Source organism: Mesorhizobium sp. B2-4-18, assembly GCF_006441385.1.
GTDB classification, from domain to species: Bacteria; Pseudomonadota; Alphaproteobacteria; order Rhizobiales; family Rhizobiaceae; genus Mesorhizobium; species Mesorhizobium australicum.
The window spans coordinates 294,765-309,899 of sequence record NZ_VFUW01000006.1 but is presented as its reverse complement, the minus strand read 5'-3'; the positions used below and the strand labels follow the sequence as shown (position 1 = coordinate 309,899).

The following is a 15,135-nucleotide window of genomic DNA, read 5'->3' as shown; positions in this document are numbered from 1 at the left end:
TTTGTCTTTTGGGCGAAAGCCGGGCAAAAACCGAACAATATCTTGACGTTCGCGGCCCTGTTTCGCATACACCGATGCGAAGAGGCGGATTCCGCGCGCGGAATCCGTTCTTTGTCTCAACGGCCCAGGGAGGGGTTCTTTTGGGCCAACAATCGAGGAAAATTCGGCAATGACCATTATTTCCGCCGTCATCGCCTGCGGCCTGCTTTCAATCCTATACGCCATCTGGGCGACACGTTCGGTCCTCGCGGCCGATCAGGGCAATGCACGCATGCAGGAAATCTCCGCCGCCATCCGCGAAGGCGCCCAGGCCTATCTGGCGCGCCAATACACCACCATCGCCATCGTCGGCGTGGTCGTGCTCGTGCTCGCCTGGTGGCTGCTGTCAATCACCGCCGCCATCGGCTTCCTGATCGGCGCCGTTCTGTCGGGTGCCGCCGGCTTCATCGGCATGCATGTTTCGGTGCGGGCCAATGTACGCACCGCGCAAGCGGCTTCCAACAGCCTCGCCGCCGGCCTCGACATCGCTTTCAAGTCGGGCGCCATCACCGGCATGCTGGTGGCCGGCCTCGCTCTGCTGGGCGTCTCCATCTATTATCTCGTCCTGACCCATTTCATGGGTCTTCAGCCCAACGATCGTATCGTCATCGACTCGTTGGTCTCGCTCGGCTTCGGCGCCTCGCTGATCTCGATCTTCGCCCGTCTCGGCGGCGGCATCTTCACCAAGGGCGCCGATGTCGGCGGCGACCTGGTCGGCAAGGTCGAAGCCGGTATTCCGGAGGATGATCCGCGCAACCCGGCCACCATCGCCGACAATGTTGGCGATAATGTCGGCGATTGCGCCGGCATGGCCGCCGACCTGTTCGAAACCTATGCGGTGACGGTTGTCGCCACCATGGTTCTGGCCGCCATTTTCTTCGGTGGCACCGCTGTCCTCGGTGCGGCGATGCTGTATCCGCTCGCCATCTGCGGCGCCTGCATCCTGACCTCGATCGTCGGCACCTTCTTCGTCAAGCTCGGCTCCAACGGCTCGATCATGGGCGCGCTCTACAAGGGCCTGATCGTGACCGGCCTGCTGTCGATCGTCGGCCTCGGCGTCGCCACTTCGGCCACGCTCGGCTGGGGCGAGGTCGGCACCGTCGCCGGCATGACGATCACCGGCAAGAACCTGTTCATCTGCGGCCTGATCGGCCTCGTGGTGACCGGGTTGATCGTGGTGATCACCGAGTACTACACCGGCACCAACAAGCGCCCGGTCAACTCCATCGCCCAGGCGTCGGTGACCGGCCACGGCACCAACGTCATCCAGGGCCTCGCGGTCTCGCTGGAATCGACGGCACTGCCGGCAATCGTCATCGTCGGCGGCATCATAGCCACCTACCAGCTCGGCGGCTTGTTCGGCACGGCGATCGCCGTCACCACCATGCTCGGCCTCGCCGGCATGATCGTGGCGCTCGACGCCTTCGGCCCGGTCACCGACAATGCCGGCGGCATTGCCGAAATGGCGGGCCTTCCCAAGGAAGTGCGCCACTCCACCGATGCGCTCGACGCCGTCGGCAACACCACCAAGGCGGTGACCAAGGGCTACGCCATCGGTTCGGCTGGCCTCGGCGCGCTGGTGCTGTTCGCGGCCTACTCGAACGACCTGAAGTTCTTCGCCGCCAATGGCGACAAATATCCCTACTTCCAGGGCATGGGCGAAATCTCCTTCGATCTCTCCAACCCTTACGTCGTCGCCGGCCTGATCTTCGGTGGCTTGATCCCCTATCTGTTCGGCGGCATCGCCATGACGGCGGTCGGCCGCGCGGCGGGCGCCATCGTCGAGGAGGTGCGCAAGCAGTTCCGCGAGGATCCGGGCATCATGGCCGGCACGTCCAAGCCGAACTATGCGCGTGCGGTCGACCTCCTGACCAAGGCGGCGATCCGGGAAATGATCATTCCGTCACTGCTGCCGGTGCTGGCGCCGCTCGTCGTCTATTTCGGCGTGCTGCTGATCTCGGGCTCGAAGGCGTCCGCCTTCGCCGCGCTCGGCGCCTCGCTGCTCGGCGTCATCGTCAATGGCCTGTTCGTCGCCATCTCGATGACCTCGGGCGGCGGCGCCTGGGACAACGCCAAGAAGTCATTCGAGGACGGGTTCACCGACAAGGACGGCGTCAAGCACCTCAAGGGCTCCGAGGCACACAAGGCTTCGGTGACCGGCGACACCGTCGGCGATCCCTACAAGGACACCGCCGGCCCGGCGGTCAACCCGGCGATCAAGATCACCAACATCGTGGCGCTCCTGTTGCTGGCCGTGCTCGCGCACGGCTGAGCGGGAGCGGTTGAAAAAACCCGCGGGGAGCGATCCCCGCGGGTTTTTCATGTCAGCTGACTGGTCGCTTGGTCCGGCATCTGGACGCCGCGTGCGCGACAGCCGCTATTCTCCGGTTTCTTCCCGCTTGCTGCCTCTGCGGTACTTAGCCAACAGATCATCCACGCTCGGCTCCCGTTCAGGCATGGGTGGCAGGCCGCGTACCTTTCGCAGCATGGAGACAAAAGCACCGCGTTGGTATTTGCGGCGAAACTCGACGGATCTCGGATGAACGCCGCATGCAGCCCAAACCCTGCGTTTCAGATAACTGGATTTCTTCAGGCGAGACGGCACCGCCGCCGCGGCAAGAACGTTGACACGCAGGTCGTCCGGTATGCGCATGCGGTCGATGAGTTCCTCCTGCTCCATTGCCGTGTCTTCGAGATAACTGCCGCTGCGCTGGCCGGAGAAGATACTCAGCACCGTCAGGTGCGGCATGGTCGCGATCACGGCTCCCTTTCGCCAGGCCCGGAAGAGCCAGTCCTGCGAACTTTCGCATGAGCATTCGCTGGCAGGCCGCCAGGGGCCGAGCCAGTCCAGCGACGCCCGCCTGACCACCTGTGCCGATCCGTATCCGGCCGTGACGACGGGATCGTAAAAACCGTCTTTGCCCATTCCGTAAATCGAGGTCTTGAGAGCATCGTCTCTCGTCCGCACCGGTTCGATGATGGCGCCACGAGCGATGACGACATCCGCGCCGGTCGCATCGATCCATCCCGTGGTTGCCGCCAGATGATCCGGAAACCAGAGGTCGTCGTGATTGAGCACGGCGACAAGCCGGCCGCGCGCCCTGGCAAAACCGATATTGTTGGGGCCGGATTGCTCGCCGAAATTGACGGGCAGGTCGATATAGAAGATGCGCGGATCGGCGAATTCGGCGATGATCGCTGGTGTCTCAGGGCGACAGTCGTCGCCGATCACCAGAATTTCAAAATCCTGCAGCGTTTGGCGCAAGACGCTGAACAGCGTCTGTCGCAAGGCTGCGGGACGATTGTGGGTGGCGATCACCACCGAGACGAGCGGCACGCGCTGCCCTGTTGCATCGAACAAGCGCGATCCTTCCACGCTACACCAGCTTGTAGGGGATTTGTTCGGTGTCCGGTGGCAGGCGCCAATGGTCGGGCGCGTCGTAGGCATAGGCCTTGTCGACGAGATTGAGCAGCAGGGCGATCTCCGGCCCGAGCGCCGTCACGCCGTGCCACACGCCTGGCGGGATTATGACGATCGCCGGCCGCAACGCGCCGAGTATCTTGTGCCACACCGTGCCGAAACTGGGCGAAGCCTTCCGGCCGTCATAGAGCGATATGCGGACGCTGCCGGCACAGCAGAAGAGCCGATCCAGCGTCACCCTGTGCGCATGCCAGCCGGTTACCGCGCCTGGATACATCGTGCGTTGAAACACCTGGCCGACAGGCGATGGATCAAGTCCCCACTCATCCCGAAAGACCTCGGTCAGATAGCCGTTGGATGTAGCGACCGGCCTGATTTCCTTGATTGTGACGCCATCGATCGACGGCGGATCGATGGCAAGCCAGTCTGATGTCACCGTCTGCCGGTCGGGTGTCCCGGTCGCCATCCAGCCAACCGGCATCGCATGGTCGTCACTGCTCATGTCCAAATCCCCCAGCCTGACGGTTTGATATGGGTTTGCCCCATCACTGGCAAGCCGGGCCCCGTTAACAAAAACCCGTGGGATCGCTCCCACGGGTTTTTGGTCGCCTGAGACATTTCTGTTCCCCAAAGTCAGGGAAGCAGGATTCTAGGGATCAGGGGGTGCCGCCGCCGGGAATGCCGGGCGCCAGCTTGCTGGCGCCGTTGATGATCTGGCTGAGGAAGTTCTGGTCCTTGCCGCCGGTTGGCGTGGTGCGCGAAATGAAGTCGAAGATCTTGCCGTCCTTCAAGCCGTAATTGGCGATCTGGGTGACGCGGCTGTCCGGGCCGAAATAGACCGCCAGCACTTTCTGGTCGACCAGCCTCGGCTTGTCGAACGCGACGTAGCGCTTGCGCGTCTGCGAAATATAGTAAAACGCCTCATTGTCGAAAGTCGCCGTGGTCGACGGCGTGCCGAGTGCAAGGAGCACCTGCTCGCGGCTGGAACCGACCGGCACGGAATCGATCGCCTGCTGATCGAGGACATAGCCTTGCGTGAACGTCTCGCTCGGATTGAGGTCGCCGATCATCTTGTTGGTGTGGCATGCCGACAGCGCCGCTACGATAGCCAGCAGCGAGATCGCGGCGGCAGCCCTGGAATTGAAACTCGACTTGAAATTCAGCGCGCGCAACAACAATTCTCCATTATATCGCCGCAACTTGCGCTGGGCCGCAAAACCGGTAAACCAGCTTGCTTGCCGATGCAACAAGGCCAATTCAACAAACGGTCCCCGGAGACCATCCCCATGTTCCAGCGCCTTTTTGGCCGCGAACGCCACGCCAACCGCGCCATCACCGACGCGCTTTACGCACAAATCGTGGCGGCGGCGCGGCAGACCGTTTTTTATTCCCACTGGAATGTGCCGGACACGCCGCTTGGCCGTTTCGAGATGCTTTCGTTGCACATGTTCCTCGTCCAGCACCGCTTGCGCGGCGAGGACGGTGTGGCGCAGGAGATCGCGCAGGTGCTGATCGACGAATTCTTCCTCGACGTCGATCATTCGCTGCGGGAACTGGGCATTGGTGACGTGGGTGTGCCAAAACGCATGAAGAAGCTGGCGAAGATGTTCTACGGCCGCACCGCCGCCTATGATGATGCGCTGGAACGAAACGACCATGACGGTCTGACCGCGGCACTTGCCCGCAATGTCCGTCCCGACGCCGGCGGCTGGCCGGAAGCGTCACGTTTGGCCGGGTATGTCGCCGACGCCAGCCGGCAACTGAGTGCGCAGCCCACCGAATCGATCGTTGTCGGCACTGTGGCGTTTCCTGTAGCCAACGGAGGCTGATCGATGAAACACGCGGATATGCAAAGTCCGGTATCCTTTTTCGCCAATGTCGCGCGTCTGCCGCACAAAGGGCTGCCGGTTGTGATCGAGGCCGATGCCGCGCAGCGCGCGGCACTTGCCGAGGCCCATGGGCTGCTGTCGGTCGAAACCTATCGCGCCGAACTGCTGGTTACGTCATGGAAGCGCAACGGCGTTAAGGTCAGCGGCCGTGTCGAGGCGGACATTACCCAGGCCTGCATCGTCACGCTCGACCCCATCGAAGCGCATGTTGAAGAGCCGTTCGAGGCGCTGCTCTTGCCCGAGGACTCCAAACTCGGACGGCAGGGATTCGAAGGTGGCGGCGAAATCCTGCTCGATGCCGACGGCCCCGACAGTCCCGAGACATTTTCGGGCGACACCATCGATGTCGGGGCACTTGCCGAACAGTTCTTCGGCTTGGCCATCGATCCGTATCCGCGCAAGCCCGGCGCCTCGATTGGCACCGATGACGACACCGGACCGGCCGAGAATGAATTTCAGCAAAAACTGCGATCCTTGCTGCGAAAATCCTGAAAACCTCGCTCGCGACGGAAAAGTCGGTTGTGCGACAGCCTAAAACCGCTATTTTCGCCGAACCTTTGCGATCACTAAAACGACTTGCCGCCTAACCGTGAGATGAATACCGCGTGATCAGGATTTCCATCGATGCCATGGGCGGCGATCACGGACCAGCCGTGGTCATTCCGGCGCTCATGACGGTTGCGACCCGCCGTCCCGACATCCGCTTCGTCATCTACGGACGTGAGGAAGTGGTGCGCCCGGAACTCGCCAAATTCCCCAAATTGGCCGAGGTCAGCGAGTTCTTCCACTGCGAGATCGCGGTCAGGATGGATGACAAGCCGAGCCAGGCGCTGCGCCATGGCCGCTGGAAATCGTCGATGTGGAAGGCGGTCGAGGCGGTGAAGTCGGGCGCCGCGGATGCATGCATCTCCGCCGGCAATACCGGCGCGCTGATGGCGATGTCCAAATTCTGCCTGCGCACCATGGCGACCATCGACCGCCCGGCGATCGCGGCATTATGGCCGACATTGCGCGGCGAAAGCGTGGTTCTGGACGTCGGCGCCACCATCGGCGCCGACGCGCACCAGCTCATTGATTTTGCCATTCTCGGCACCGGCATGGCGCGTTCCGTGTTCGGCATCGCCCGACCCACGGTTGGCCTGCTCAATGTCGGCGTGGAGGAGATCAAGGGCCAGGAAGAGGTCAAGGAGGCGGGACGCATGTTGCGCGAAGCCAATATGGCCTCGATGAATTACCATGGCTTTGTCGAAGGCGACGATATCGGCAAGGGTACGGTCGACGTCGTGGTGACGGAAGGCTTTGCCGGCAATATTGCTCTCAAGACGGCGGAAGGCACCGCGCGCCAGATAGCTGGCTATCTGCGCGCCGCGATGAGCCGCACCCTTATGGCCAAGATCGGCTATGTCTTCGCCAAGGGCGCCTTCGACCGCCTGCGCGAAAAGATGGATGTCGGCCGCTCCAATGGCGGCGTCTTCCTGGGGCTGAACGGCATCGTCGTCAAAAGCCATGGCGGTGCCGACTCGGACGGTTTCGCCGCGGCGATCGAACTCGGCTATGACATGGTGCGCAACAATCTGCTTGATCGCATCGAGGCCGACCTCGACCTGTTTCATGCGCGCAACCCGCATGCCCTGACATCAAGGAAATCCGACGTCGTTACCGACGCAAGGGAATAGGAAAGAATTTTGATCAGATCAGTTGTGCGCGGCACGGGCGCCGCGCTGCCCCGCCGCATCATGAAGAATGCCGATTTTGAAGGTATGGTCGAGACCTCCGACGAGTGGATCGCTCAGCGCACCGGCATCCGCCAGCGCCATATCGCGGCTGATGACGAGACGACGGCTTCGCTGGGCGAGGCCGCGGCGCGTGCCGCCCTTGCTGATGCGGGATTGACCCCGGGCGATATCGATCTGGTCGTACTGGCGACCTCGACCCCCAACAACACGTTCCCGGCTACCGCGGTCGAGATCCAGAACCGGCTCGGCATGCAGCACGGTTTTGCCTTCGACATGCAGGCGGTATGCTCGGGTTTCGTCTATGCGGTGACGACAGCCGATCTCTACATCCGCGGTGGCCTTGCAAAGCGCGTGCTGGTGATAGGCTCGGAGACCTTCTCACGCATCCTCGACTGGAGCGATCGCTCGACCTGCGTGCTGTTCGGCGATGGCGCCGGTGCGGTCGTTCTGGAAGCCGGTGAGGGGGCCGGCACGATCGCCGATCGCGGCGTCCTGGCGGCCAGCCTGCGTTCCGACGGCTCGCACAAGGAAAAGCTTTTCGTCGACGGCGGACCGTCGACGACGGGCACGGTCGGTCATCTGCGCATGGAGGGACGCGAGGTCTTCAAGCACGCGGTCGGCATGATCACCGATGTCATCGAGGCGACCTTCTCGGCCGCCGGTATTACCGCCGACGATCTCGACTGGTTCGTGCCTCACCAGGCCAATAAACGGATTATTGACGCTTCAGCCAAAAAGCTCGGGATAGCTGAGCAAAAGGTGGTGGTGACCGTCGATTTGCACGGTAACACGTCGGCTGCTTCCGTACCGCTGGCGCTGTCGGTGGCCGTCGCCGACGGCCGCATCAAGAAGGGAGATCTGGTGCTCCTGGAGGCGATGGGCGGCGGCTTCACCTGGGGCGCCGTTCTGGTTCGCTGGTAAGTGCAGAACGGTCCGGTTTCGGTCCTTGACCTTGCCGGATCAATTACTTAGGCTCTGCCGTTGTTGTGCCGATTTTATGTTTGAGCTGATGGGACGGTCGCATGGGGGGAAAGACACTTACGCGCGCCGACCTTGCCGAGGCCGTCTACCGAAAGGTCGGTCTGTCGCGCACTGAATCCGCCGAACTCGTCGAGGCGGTGCTGGACGAAATCTGCGAAGCGATCGTGCGCGGCGAGACGGTGAAGCTGTCGTCTTTCGCGACATTTCATGTCCGCTCCAAGAATGAGCGGATCGGGCGCAATCCCAAGACCGGGGAGGAAGTACCGATCCTGCCGCGCCGGGTGATGACCTTCAAATCGTCCAACGTCCTGAAGAACCGCATCCTGCGTTCCCACCAGAACAGCAAGGCCAAGGGCGGCAAATAGCCTCCATTGCACGGTTGAAAACCGGCTCCGCGACAACGGCGGACTTGAATATTGCTTCACAAACCGCTGAAATAAGGCCCGATTCGGCAGCATGGCCGGATGGGTGTTCTGGCTTATGATCGATTCCGCACCTGCGGAACTAGCTCTTCTCATTGTTGAGCGGGATCTCGTCTGAGCACCGTTCCGGGCTACACGCCAGCGTGAGGATTTCGCCCATGGACAAGAGCCCTGACGCCTTCCGCACCATCAGCGAGGTCGCTGAAGATCTCGACCTGCCACAGCATGTGCTGCGTTTCTGGGAGACGCGCTTCAACCAGATCAAGCCGATGAAGCGTGGCGGCGGCCGCCGCTACTACCGGCCGCAGGATGTCGAACTGATCAAGGGCATCCGCCATATGCTCTATGACCAGGGCTACACCATCAAGGGCGTGCAAAAGCTGCTGCGGGAAAACGGCAATCATTTCCTGGTCGCCATCGGCAATGGCGACATGGCCGCCGTCGAGGCGATCTCGCAGCGCAAGCAGGCCGATCAGGTGCCGCTGACGCCGGCAGCCCAACCGCGCGGCGGAGATGACGAACTGGTTGGCCAGCCAAGGGTCAAGCCCAGCCGCCGCTTTTTCGGCCTGGGCAAGGGCGACGAGGAAGGTCCGGTTGCGCCGGACGCGTCGAAGCTCTCGCGTGACAACCGCGCGCTGCTGCAGGAAGCGCTGTTTGACCTCCTGGAATGCAAGCGACTGCTCGACCAGGTGCGCTGACCGCCGCGAAGCGCTTTAAAGCCTCGAAACTGGAACTCGCTTTGGGGTGAGGCGTTACGTTTCCTTCTGCAAGACAAGGAAACGCATGATGGCATCATTTTCGACCCTTTCGGACATCGACCTCGAAAAGCAGGTCGCGGCTCTCTCGAGGGAACTCGCCGCGTTGCGCAAGGCAGTGTCGAAGCGGGGTGGCGCTTACTATGAAGACGGCCGTGATGCTGCTCTTGATACGTATTCGGATCTTGCGGAGCGTCTGCGCGATGCCATGCCGGCAATCCGCAAACAGGGCAGGGTGATCGAGAAATCGGCACGCGAACATCCGGCGGCGGCCGCAGCGGTCGGCCTTGTCGTACTCGGTCTGGTCGCCAGCCTGCTGTTCAGCCGGCGCTGACTGCTACCCAAGAATTTCCAGAGAGAAAATGGCGGCTCGCCCTCCGGCGCGGCCGCTATTCCCATTGACGTCAGCGGTTTGCGATACCGCTCCGGAATCTGGCCGAAGCGCGTCGGCGTAGAGGCGCACGGCACCGCTGTGCTGCCGGTGCAGAAAGGCGGATCGATCGATCCGCCACAGCCGCTCGATTCCGCGGCGATCGCCGGGTTTGTCCAGTAGTCCCGGCCTGGCATTGTGACCAGGAGAAAACCAGCCTTGGACAAGAAGCCAGGGCTGGTCTTCTCGTTGCGGTGCTTAGGCCTTGTTGCCCATCTTTTTCATGTGATGATGGTGGTGGCGATGATGGTGACGGTGATGATGGTGGTGACGATGGTGACGATGCTTTGCCATTGAGGCCGCGTCCGCGCTTGTCGCGCCGACCACCGGCACCGCGAAAGCGATTGCAGCTGCAAGCCCGAGGGCCGAGAGGAGGGATTTCTTCATTGGATCGTTTCCTTTTTCGCAAGCAGGTATCGATCGGGCCGATATCCCGACCGCCGCGAACGGAATTACGCTCCCGAATTTTTTCGTCAGTATTTCCCGATTGTAGAATCTTGTTTCTGAACTGTTTCCCAGGAACCGGCTTCCTGCCCCATGATCGCCAGGGCCGAAAGCCGGCTGCTTTGGCTTACATGGGCGGGATCACACCATTGTTTCCGACCACGACGCGGCTGGAACTCAGCGTGCCGTCCGCCTCGCGCTGAGCGGTAACGAAGACCGTCGCACTTGGTTTGAGATCGGTCGGGGCGGCCGGCGCGAAAGTCACGACAGGCGTGCCGTCGGGGATCGAGATATTCTTCGTCTGCCCATTGTCATAGGTCAGCGTCACGGCACGCCCGTTTATGTCGGTGACGTCCGCGACGGTGCCGTTGGTCATGCGGCTGTTCGGCTCCAGGTCCCAGGGGCGATCACCCTCTCCAGTGCCTTTCAAGGCCGCTGGAAAGACCACCACTTCCAGCGCGCCGCTGCCGCCGTCAGCCTTGGAGACGGAGGCGATGCCGACGAAATCGCCCTGCTTGATGTCTTTTACCGATGCGTTGGCGACGCCTGAAAGCTTCCAGCCGTCTTTCAGCTTGATCGCGGCCGTGTCGCCTTGACGGGTTTTCACGGTCAGCAGCGACGGCTCGAAACTGACCACCGTGCCGCGCACGCGCAATGTGTCCGCCGCCTGCGCGCTGGCCACACCGATGCCGGAAAGCATGGAAATCGTGCTGAGCACGAGGAGAGGTGTCTTGAGGCTCATTGGAGTATCCTTTGGGAAAGGCTGGCTGGAAGGAATGGTTCACGCCAGCGACGTCGAGATAACGAACGGGTGGGGCGAAACTGCCGGGCAAAACCCGCTCGCGCGTTCAAAACAACTTGATCGGGACAGGGCGTGGCAGCCCCATGGGCATCCGGGTCACGATGCCGTGACGGCCAGATTGGCGCTTGGCAAATCGCTGGCGAGAGGGCATCTTCCTGCTCGTCTCAGGCAACATCCCATTTTGATCAAACGCTTTCAGCCAACGGAGTTGCCAATGCCCAACAATGCAAAAAGCCACGCCCCCTCCGAACCATTAGCCAACGAGATCGGACCGGACTACAACGCCCTCAGGGCAATGCGGGAAACGCGCGGATACAGCCTCGAAGCGCTTTCGCTGACCTGCGGCCTCTCGGTCGAAGAGATCGGGGATATCGAGAGCGGCCGGGCGGCCGACCCGGCGAAGCTGCGTCGTATTGCGTCCGCGCTTCGTCTGCCGCAGGACGCTCCTATTGCTTCCGCCGTACCGACGCTGGCCGCACAAGGCCGGCCTCAGGCATAGAATCGGCGCCAGGGCATGCGCGAGAAACCCGCCAAGGTCGCTTGGCGGGTTTCTTGTGGACGCCATGGCGTTCGCCTGCAGGCCGGGCTTGCCGATTTGCAGAACTTGCCGATTTGCAGATCGCACGTGTCCATACGCGGCATCCATCCGCGCCAAACGCATCCGCCGTGCAGCGGGTCTGAACCGTGAGTTTTTCGACATGAGCCTGGATTCCGTCGGTGCCTTCTTCGCGGCTCGCGCGCCTGATATCGAGGTCGTCGTCACGCAATCAAGTTCGGCGACGGTGGCGCTGGCGGCGGAGGCGCATGGTGTGTTGCCGGCGCAGATCGCCAAGACGATCTGTCTTCGCGTCGGCGAGCGCACCATGCTGGTCGTGACCAGCGGCATCGCCAGGCTCGACAACCGCAAGTTCAAGGACCAGTTCGGCGGCAAGCCGCGCATGCTGGACGCGCAAGAGGTTGTCGCTGCCACGAGCCATCCGGTCGGCGGTGTCTGCCCGTTCGGCCTGCCGTCGCCGCTGCCGGTTTATTGCGACGTCTCGCTGCGCCAATTCGACGAAGTCGTCCCCGCCGCCGGCGCCACCAATGCCGCTGTCCGGATTGTACCACAGCGCATGGCCGATCTTACCGGTGCCGAGTGGGTCGATGTGTGCCAAGCGTAGCGCCGGATCCAATCCAGAGCCGGCGGGCAAAGGAACACGCGATTCAAAATTTGGGTGATGCGGCAGGGCGGACTTTTGGGGGCAAGTCCTGCTTCGAAATGGTCGGAGTGGCCGGATTCGAACCGACGACCCCTTGACCCCCAGTCAAGTGCGCTACCGGGCTGCGCTACACTCCGGACCGGTCGCGATGTATCGTGATAACCCGGCTCGGGTCAACCGAAATTCGGCGTTAATCGTGCCGGTGCGGATGTGATGGCTGGTGGACCCGGCAATACCGGCCGCAATAGCCGCTGATGGCGATATTCGAGTGCTATGGCGCCCCAGATCAAGCCGAGCAGCAGATACATATGGCGCCAGTGGTCGATGTCGATGAAGGTGCCGAGCCCGACATTGCCGATGAAGGCGACGTAGGCGCATAGGAGGTAAGGCTGCCACGGCCGGTCGCGCAGCAGGATGCGAAATCCGGCTGAGATCGTCCAGACGACCAGCGTCAGGAACGAGACGAAGCCGAGCCAGCCATAGTCCATCAGCATCTTCAGCCAGATGTCGTGTGTGTCCTCGCCGAAGATCGTGCCGAAGACCAGCGGCCCGATGCCGAATGGGTGCTCCATCGCCATCTGAAAACCGAGCGTGTAGCGGGCGAAGCGGCCCAGGCGTGCGGTGTCGTAGCTCTGTTCCAGATGCGCGCGGTTGGAGAACATCTCCGACACACCGGGCAGCTGCAAGATGACGATGATGGCGATGGCCAGCAGCGACAGCGCGGCGATCGTCATGATCACCACGCGGAGCCGGAACATGCCGCTGGCGCTCTGCAGGAACAGGCAGCCGGTGAGCAGGATGGCCGAGACCGCGAACATGCCCCAGGCACCACGCGAGAAGGAGAAGAAGATGCCGGCGCTGATGATCAGCAGCGGCACAGCCAGCAGCGGCATGCGCGTGACTGGGCCCGTCAGCAGCAAATAGAGCAGATAGATGCCGGGCAGCACCAGGAACGGCCCGAACACATTCGGGTCCTGGAAGGCGCCGGCGGCGCGATCGTATTTGGTGAAAATTTCGGCACCGGGGAAGGCGTGGAAATAGCCCGCTATGCCAAGCAGCGACGTCGCCACCGCCGAAACGACATAGGCATTGAAGATCAGTCGGTAGAGGTTCGGCTGCGTGGCCGTAACCGATGCGAAAAACACCGCGCTGAAAGCGAGAAACAGCGACACGGCAAGATAAAGCGGGGTGTTGGCGAGATCCGCCATCTGCGTCATGGAAATCATGCCGCCGATGTTCATCGTCACCAGCAGCACTAGAAGCGGCATGGCCGCGCGCGATATCCTCAGGCCGAACAGCGCCCAGATGGCGATCAGCGCGGCCATGTAGATTTCGTAAGGCGCCGGCTCGCTGATGACGAAGCCCGACAGAAGAATGCCGAGCACGACCGCGCTCGAGGAGATCAGCGTGATCAGCTTGGCGTTGACCGCCGCACGCGGCAGATCATGGCTGATCGCGCTCAATAGGCGTTTTCCGTGTTCAAGAGCCGGATCGGCGTCAGGAACAGGATCCGCAGGTCGAAAAGCAGCGACCAGTTCTCGATGTAGTAGAGGTCGTATTCCGTCCGCATGCGGATCTTTTCATTGGTGTCCATCTCGCCGCGCCAGCCATTGATCTGCGCCCAGCCGGTGACCCCGGGCTTGACCTTGTGGCGCGCGAAATAGCCGTCAACCACCTCGTTGTAGAGCAGGTTGTGCGACTGCGCGGCAATGGCGTGCGGGCGCGGACCGATGAGCGACAGTGAGCCCAGCAGCGAGTTGAAGAACTGCGGCAGTTCGTCGATAGAGGTCTTGCGGATGAAGCGGCCGACACGGGTGACGCGCGGATCGTTCTTGGTCACCGTCTGCTTGGCGGTCGGATCCGACCGGTCGGTGTACATGGAGCGGAACTTGTAGACCTCGATGATCTCGTTGTTGAAGCCATGCCGCTTCTGCTTGAACAGCACCGGTCCCTTGCTGTCGAGCTTGATGGCGATCGCGGCGGCCAGCATCACAGGCGAGAACACGACGATGCCGATGAGGCTGAAGATGATGTCGAAGGCGCGCTTGGCGACCGAATCCCAATCGTTGATCGGCTTGTCGAAGATGTCGAGCATCGGTACTGAACCGATGTAGGAGTAGGCGCGCGGACGGAATTGCAGCGCGTTGGAATGCGCCGACAGCCGGATGTCGACCGGCAGCACCCACAGTTTCTTCAGCAATTGCAGCACGCGCGATTCGGCGGTTAGCGGCAACGACACGATCAGCATGTCGATGCGGGCAATGCGGGCGAATTCGATCAGTTCCGAAATCGTGCCGAGCTTGGGATAACCGGCGACGAGGGATGGCGAACGCTTGTCGTTGCGATCGTCGAAGATGCCGCAGATGCGGATGTCGTTGTAAGGCTGCTTTTCCACCGAGCGGATGAGCACTTCCGCCGCCTTGCCGCCGCCGACGATGACGGCGCGCCGTTCCATGCTGCCATCGCGCGCCCAGCGCCGGATCAGCCTCGACATCACCAGCCTGAGACCGTAGAGGCAGATGAAGGCGACGACGAACCAGGTGCCGAACAGCAGGCGCGAATAGTCTTGCGACATCTTCATGGCGAATGCCGTCAGCGCCATCAGCGCGAAGGTGCCGGCCCAGACCAGCAGGATGCGCCCAAAATTGGCGAGCGGCCGCATCAGGGACACCACCTGGTAGCAATCGGTGACATCGAGCAGCACCACGGCGAGGAACGATGCGGCGGCGATCGTCAGCGGATATTGCCAGGCGAGATAATTGAAGAATCCGACATAGTAGAAATAGACGCCGAGCCCCGAGACGAACAGCACCGCGAATTCGACCATGCGCAGCACGCCGCTGACCATGATCGGCGACATCGTATCGCGCCGGTATTGCGACGCGACCTGCCGGGCAACGTCGTTCATGCCGCCGGGCTTGTCGCCATCGGCAGGCCCGTCGAAGTGACGCACCGCTTCTGATGAAAAGCGGTGCGCGGGGTCGATCTCGTTCATGGAACAGTCCGCAAGCTTCCCA

At 62.1% G+C, this 15,135-nt stretch carries 17 protein-coding genes and 1 tRNA gene; 11 read left to right on the top strand and 7 right to left on the bottom strand.

The window, feature by feature from the left end; all coding sequences use genetic code 11:
- The first annotated feature begins 169 nt into the window (after positions 1–169).
- Complete coding sequence (locus tag FJ527_RS17260) at positions 170–2,311, top strand: sodium-translocating pyrophosphatase (protein WP_015318236.1); 2,142 nt, start codon at positions 170–172, stop codon at positions 2,309–2,311.
- A gap of 105 nt (positions 2,312–2,416) precedes the next feature.
- On the opposite strand, the gene FJ527_RS17255 is transcribed toward FJ527_RS17260, so the two are convergent.
- The 3 genes from FJ527_RS17255 to FJ527_RS17245 all read right to left on the bottom strand — a co-directional run bounded on the left by FJ527_RS17255 (position 2,417) and on the right by FJ527_RS17245 (position 4,632).
- Complete coding sequence (locus tag FJ527_RS17255; protein ID WP_140823665.1) at positions 2,417–3,400, bottom strand: glycosyltransferase family 2 protein; 984 nt, start codon at positions 3,398–3,400, stop codon at positions 2,417–2,419.
- 16 nt (positions 3,401–3,416) lie between these two features.
- A complete protein-coding gene (locus FJ527_RS17250) occupies positions 3,417–3,962 on the bottom strand; it encodes a dTDP-4-dehydrorhamnose 3,5-epimerase family protein (RefSeq protein ID WP_015318234.1) in 546 nt (181 codons plus the stop codon).
- A gap of 154 nt (positions 3,963–4,116) precedes the next feature.
- Positions 4,117–4,632, bottom strand: coding sequence for an outer membrane protein assembly factor BamE (locus tag FJ527_RS17245; protein WP_140823664.1), 516 nt, complete (start codon positions 4,630–4,632; stop codon positions 4,117–4,119).
- A 114-nt stretch (positions 4,633–4,746) separates the two neighbouring features.
- Here FJ527_RS17245 and FJ527_RS17240 point away from each other — a divergent pair, with 114 nt between their 5' ends.
- The 8 genes from FJ527_RS17240 (at position 4,747) to FJ527_RS29310 (ending at position 9,970) form a co-directional block, all read left to right on the top strand.
- Positions 4,747–5,289: a ubiquinol-cytochrome C chaperone family protein gene (locus FJ527_RS17240; RefSeq protein WP_140823701.1), complete on the top strand. Its 543-nt coding sequence runs from the start codon at positions 4,747–4,749 to the stop codon at positions 5,287–5,289.
- A gap of 3 nt (positions 5,290–5,292) precedes the next feature.
- Positions 5,293–5,841 carry a DUF177 domain-containing protein gene (locus FJ527_RS17235; protein ID WP_140823663.1) on the top strand — a complete coding sequence of 183 codons (549 nt, stop codon included), beginning with the start codon at positions 5,293–5,295 and terminating at the stop codon, positions 5,839–5,841.
- Between the two features lie 113 nt (positions 5,842–5,954).
- The gene (gene plsX / locus FJ527_RS17230; protein ID WP_140823662.1) at positions 5,955–7,025 is read left to right on the top strand and encodes a phosphate acyltransferase PlsX; all 1,071 of its coding nucleotides are present in this window, start codon (positions 5,955–5,957) and stop codon (positions 7,023–7,025) included.
- Positions 7,026–7,034: 9 nt separating this feature from the next.
- A complete protein-coding gene (locus FJ527_RS17225) occupies positions 7,035–8,006 on the top strand; it encodes a beta-ketoacyl-ACP synthase III (protein WP_015318229.1) in 972 nt (323 codons plus the stop codon).
- A 101-nt stretch (positions 8,007–8,107) separates the two neighbouring features.
- Positions 8,108–8,431, top strand: coding sequence for an integration host factor subunit alpha (locus FJ527_RS17220; protein ID WP_010915609.1), 324 nt, complete (start codon positions 8,108–8,110; stop codon positions 8,429–8,431).
- 215 nt (positions 8,432–8,646) lie between these two features.
- Complete coding sequence (locus FJ527_RS17215) at positions 8,647–9,186, top strand: MerR family transcriptional regulator (protein ID WP_015318228.1); 540 nt, start codon at positions 8,647–8,649, stop codon at positions 9,184–9,186.
- 88 nt (positions 9,187–9,274) lie between these two features.
- The gene (locus FJ527_RS17210; RefSeq protein WP_015318227.1) at positions 9,275–9,577 is read left to right on the top strand and encodes a hypothetical protein; all 303 of its coding nucleotides are present in this window, start codon (positions 9,275–9,277) and stop codon (positions 9,575–9,577) included.
- A gap of 255 nt (positions 9,578–9,832) precedes the next feature.
- The gene (locus FJ527_RS29310) at positions 9,833–9,970 is read left to right on the top strand and encodes a hypothetical protein (RefSeq protein WP_181166379.1); all 138 of its coding nucleotides are present in this window, start codon (positions 9,833–9,835) and stop codon (positions 9,968–9,970) included.
- 274 nt (positions 9,971–10,244) lie between these two features.
- Here the strand turns inward: FJ527_RS29310 and FJ527_RS17205 are convergent, their stop codons facing one another.
- Positions 10,245–10,859, bottom strand: coding sequence for a hypothetical protein (locus FJ527_RS17205; protein WP_140823661.1), 615 nt, complete (start codon positions 10,857–10,859; stop codon positions 10,245–10,247).
- A gap of 274 nt (positions 10,860–11,133) precedes the next feature.
- On the opposite strand from FJ527_RS17205, the gene FJ527_RS17200 reads away from it, so the two are divergent.
- Positions 11,134–11,418, top strand: a complete 285-nt coding sequence (locus FJ527_RS17200) for a helix-turn-helix transcriptional regulator (RefSeq protein ID WP_140823700.1) — start codon at positions 11,134–11,136, stop codon at positions 11,416–11,418.
- 199 nt (positions 11,419–11,617) lie between these two features.
- Positions 11,618–12,079: a YbaK/EbsC family protein gene (locus FJ527_RS17195; RefSeq protein WP_140617044.1), complete on the top strand. Its 462-nt coding sequence runs from the start codon at positions 11,618–11,620 to the stop codon at positions 12,077–12,079.
- A 99-nt stretch (positions 12,080–12,178) separates the two neighbouring features.
- On the opposite strand, the gene FJ527_RS17190 is transcribed toward FJ527_RS17195, so the two are convergent.
- The 3 genes from FJ527_RS17190 to FJ527_RS17180 form a co-directional block, all read right to left on the bottom strand.
- A tRNA-Pro gene (locus FJ527_RS17190) sits at positions 12,179–12,255 on the bottom strand.
- A gap of 36 nt (positions 12,256–12,291) precedes the next feature.
- Positions 12,292–13,581, bottom strand: coding sequence for an O-antigen ligase family protein (locus tag FJ527_RS17185; RefSeq protein WP_140823660.1), 1,290 nt, complete (start codon positions 13,579–13,581; stop codon positions 12,292–12,294).
- Positions 13,578–15,113 carry an undecaprenyl-phosphate glucose phosphotransferase gene (locus FJ527_RS17180; RefSeq protein ID WP_140823659.1) on the bottom strand — a complete coding sequence of 512 codons (1,536 nt, stop codon included), beginning with the start codon at positions 15,111–15,113 and terminating at the stop codon, positions 13,578–13,580. Before FJ527_RS17180 ends, FJ527_RS17185 begins: the two co-directional genes overlap by 4 nt.
- Positions 15,114–15,135: the final 22 nt, after the last annotated feature.

Coding starts and splice junctions, on each gene's coding strand:
- FJ527_RS17260 (WP_015318236.1), top strand. CDS start 170: ATGACCATTATTTCCGCCGTCATCGCCTGCGGCCTGCTTTCAATCCTA.
- FJ527_RS17250 (WP_015318234.1), bottom strand. CDS start 3,962: ATGAGCAGTGACGACCATGCGATGCCGGTTGGCTGGATGGCGACCGGG.
- FJ527_RS17240 (WP_140823701.1), top strand. CDS start 4,747: ATGTTCCAGCGCCTTTTTGGCCGCGAACGCCACGCCAACCGCGCCATC.
- FJ527_RS17235 (WP_140823663.1), top strand. CDS start 5,293: ATGAAACACGCGGATATGCAAAGTCCGGTATCCTTTTTCGCCAATGTC.
- FJ527_RS17220 (WP_010915609.1), top strand. CDS start 8,108: ATGGGGGGAAAGACACTTACGCGCGCCGACCTTGCCGAGGCCGTCTAC.
- FJ527_RS17215 (WP_015318228.1), top strand. CDS start 8,647: ATGGACAAGAGCCCTGACGCCTTCCGCACCATCAGCGAGGTCGCTGAA.
- FJ527_RS17210 (WP_015318227.1), top strand. CDS start 9,275: ATGGCATCATTTTCGACCCTTTCGGACATCGACCTCGAAAAGCAGGTC.
- FJ527_RS17205 (WP_140823661.1), bottom strand. CDS start 10,859: ATGAGCCTCAAGACACCTCTCCTCGTGCTCAGCACGATTTCCATGCTT.
- FJ527_RS17200 (WP_140823700.1), top strand. CDS start 11,134: ATGCCCAACAATGCAAAAAGCCACGCCCCCTCCGAACCATTAGCCAAC.
- FJ527_RS17195 (WP_140617044.1), top strand. CDS start 11,618: ATGAGCCTGGATTCCGTCGGTGCCTTCTTCGCGGCTCGCGCGCCTGAT.
- FJ527_RS17180 (WP_140823659.1), bottom strand. CDS start 15,113: ATGAACGAGATCGACCCCGCGCACCGCTTTTCATCAGAAGCGGTGCGT.